Source organism: Kocuria sp. (genome assembly GCF_030536815.1).
In the GTDB taxonomy this organism is placed as follows: domain Bacteria; phylum Actinomycetota; class Actinomycetes; order Actinomycetales; family Micrococcaceae; genus Kocuria; species Kocuria gwangalliensis.
The window spans coordinates 6,603-8,948 of the sequence record NZ_JAUNPE010000090.1; the positions used below are offsets into that span (position 1 = coordinate 6,603).

At 70.5% G+C, this 2,346-nt stretch carries 2 protein-coding genes; one reads left to right on the forward strand and one right to left on the reverse strand.

Features of this window, described 5'->3' with window-relative positions; genetic code table 11:
- Positions 1-33 precede the first annotated feature (33 nt).
- Entirely contained in the window at positions 34-591 is a 558-nt protein-coding gene (locus tag Q4E95_RS08995; RefSeq protein ID WP_303382984.1) for a helix-turn-helix domain-containing protein, read from the reverse strand.
- A gap of 85 nt (positions 592-676) precedes the next feature.
- Between Q4E95_RS08995 and Q4E95_RS09000 the strand changes: the two genes are divergently transcribed.
- A complete protein-coding gene (locus Q4E95_RS09000; RefSeq protein WP_303382985.1) occupies positions 677-2,344 on the forward strand; it encodes a bifunctional NAD(P)/FAD-dependent oxidoreductase/class I SAM-dependent methyltransferase in 1,668 nt (555 codons plus the stop codon).
- Positions 2,345-2,346: the final 2 nt, after the last annotated feature.

Genomic DNA, 2,346 nt, shown 5'->3' on the forward strand with positions numbered 1-2,346 from the left:
CCGAGGGCACGCCCCCGCGGGCCCGGTGGCCTCTCAGTCCTCGCCGTCTTGTCGATGCACGGTGTGCCCCTCCTGATCGAAGATCATAATGACTTCGGCGGGTCCCCCTTCCGCCACGAAGGCATGCGGAGTCATCGTGGCGAATTCGGCGGCCTCTCCCGCCTCAACAATGACCGCGCGCTCCCCCAGCAGCAGGCGGACCCTTCCCTCCATCACGAAGAACCAATCGTGACCGGGATGCACCCGCTGCTTCGGAACCTCGGAAACGACCTCGAGCCGGACCTTGAGGGCCTTCATGGTGCCGGTCGCTTTGGAAAGCATCCAGGTGGTGCGCGAGCCCTCCCGACTCGGCTCGGGACGGATGACGACGTCGTCGTCGGCGTCGTCCTCGAGCAGGGTCTCGACGTCGGTGCGCAGGGCGCGCGCCAGCGGAAGGAGGACGTCCAGGCTGATCGCGCGCTTGCCGGTCTCGATGCGACTGATCGTCGAGGGGCTGAGGTGGGAGCGCTCGGCCAGGTCGTCGAGGGAGAGGGACTGGGCGTGGCGCAGGCTGCGCAGCCGGGTGCGCACGAGCGGTTCGATTTCGGACATGAGGTGTCTCCTATTCATTCGAGGAGGATTTTGCGAATTCTGCAAGGTATTATGCAGTATACGCGACTCTCGTTATTCTCGACCCATGACCTACAGCGAGCAGCACCCCGAAGACCAGCCCAGCGCCGACCGGGCCCACGACCACGGCGGTGCCTCGAGCGCCGAGCCGCACCCCGCCCTTCCCGCCATCACGCGCCACGCCGATGTCGCGATCATCGGCGGCTCCGCCGCCGGCCTGGCTGCGGCACTGCAGCTCTCCCGTCAGCGGCGCTCGGTGATCGTGGTCGACTCCGGGGAGCCGCGCAATGCGCCGGCCGCCGCGATGCACAGCTACCTCGGCCACGAAGGGCGCGCCCCCGCCGATTTCCTGCGGATCGCCCGCGCCGAGGTGCGCTCCTACGGCGCGGAGGTCCTCACCGGACGAGCCGTCGACGTCGCCCGCCAGGGCGAGGGCTTCCGCGTCGAGCTGACCGGTGGTCCCGTGCTCCGCGCCCGGCGCGTGGTCGCGGCAACCGGCCTGACCGACGAGCTTCCCAAGATCCCCGGCCTCGCCGAGCACTGGGGCACCTCGGTCATCCACTGCCCTTTCTGTCACGGCTATGAATCGCGGGACCGACGCATCGTCGCCCTGGTGAGCACGCCCGCCGGTCTGCACGCCCTGCCTCTGCTGCGCCAGCTCACCGAGCAGTTCACCGTTGTGATTCACGAGGGCGTCCCCACCGAGGATCCGCAGCTGGCGACCCTCAGGTCCGCGGGGGTGCCGGTGATCTCCACCCCCGTCCAACGGATCCTCGAGGACGACACAGGGCGGCTGCGCGCCCTACAGTTGGTCGACGGCACCGAGATCCCCGCCGACACCGTTCTCGTCAGCACCCGCCTGCACGCCCGGGTGGCACCCTTCGTTGGCCTCGGCCTGACTGCAAGCGAGCACCCCAGCGGCGTCGCGAGCTACGTCGAGGCGGATCCGCTCACCGGGGCGACGGCGGTGCCGGGCCTCTACGCGGCCGGCACCCTCGCCGAGCCCACGCTGCAGGTGCTGCCCACCGCGGCCGCCGGTGCGAGGGTCGGGGCAATGGTCAGCTTCGACCTGGCCCAGGAGGACCTCGCTGCGGCGGCTCGCCCGGTCGCCCACGCCGCCGACTGGGACGGGCGCTACAGCGGCGAATTGCAGTGGAGCGGCAACCCCAACGGCTCCCTCGTCGCCGAGGTCGAAGGTCTGGTTCCGGGCACCGCCCTGGACATCGGGGCCGGCGAGGGCGGGGACGCTCTCTGGCTCGCTGAGCGGGGCTGGCGGGTCACCGCCAGCGACATCTCCGCGCTGGCCCTTGATCGTGTTCGCACGGAGGCCCAGCGGCGCTCGGTGCCGGTGGAGACCCTGCAGGTCGACGCCAACGCGGCCAACCCCTTCGCCGGAACCCGGTACGACCTGGTCACCGCCGCGTACGCCTCGATCCCACGGACCCCGGATGCGCGCGGCGTGACGAACTTCCTCGACGCGGTGGCGCCCGGCGGGCGGCTGCTGATCATCAACCACGACGTGAGCGACATCCGGGAGGCCCTGTCCCACGCGGGTTCGGAGTCCACCCGACCCTTCGATCACGAGGCCTTCGTCGGCACCGATGACTTCCTGGAGGCACTGTCCGCCTCTCCGGAATGGAAGATCGAGGTCAACGAGCGCCGGGAACGCCCTGCCGGAGCGGCCTCGGCCCATCACGTCCACGACGTCGTCCTGCGCGCCCGCCGGATGGGCTGAGG

What these genes read in the sequence shown, in the direction of transcription:
- Q4E95_RS09000 (WP_303382985.1), top strand. Translation starts at nt 677, where the DNA reads ATGACCTACAGCGAGCAGCACCCCGAAGACCAGCCCAGCGCCGACCGG.
- Q4E95_RS08995 (WP_303382984.1), bottom strand. Translation starts at nt 591, where the DNA reads ATGTCCGAAATCGAACCGCTCGTGCGCACCCGGCTGCGCAGCCTGCGC.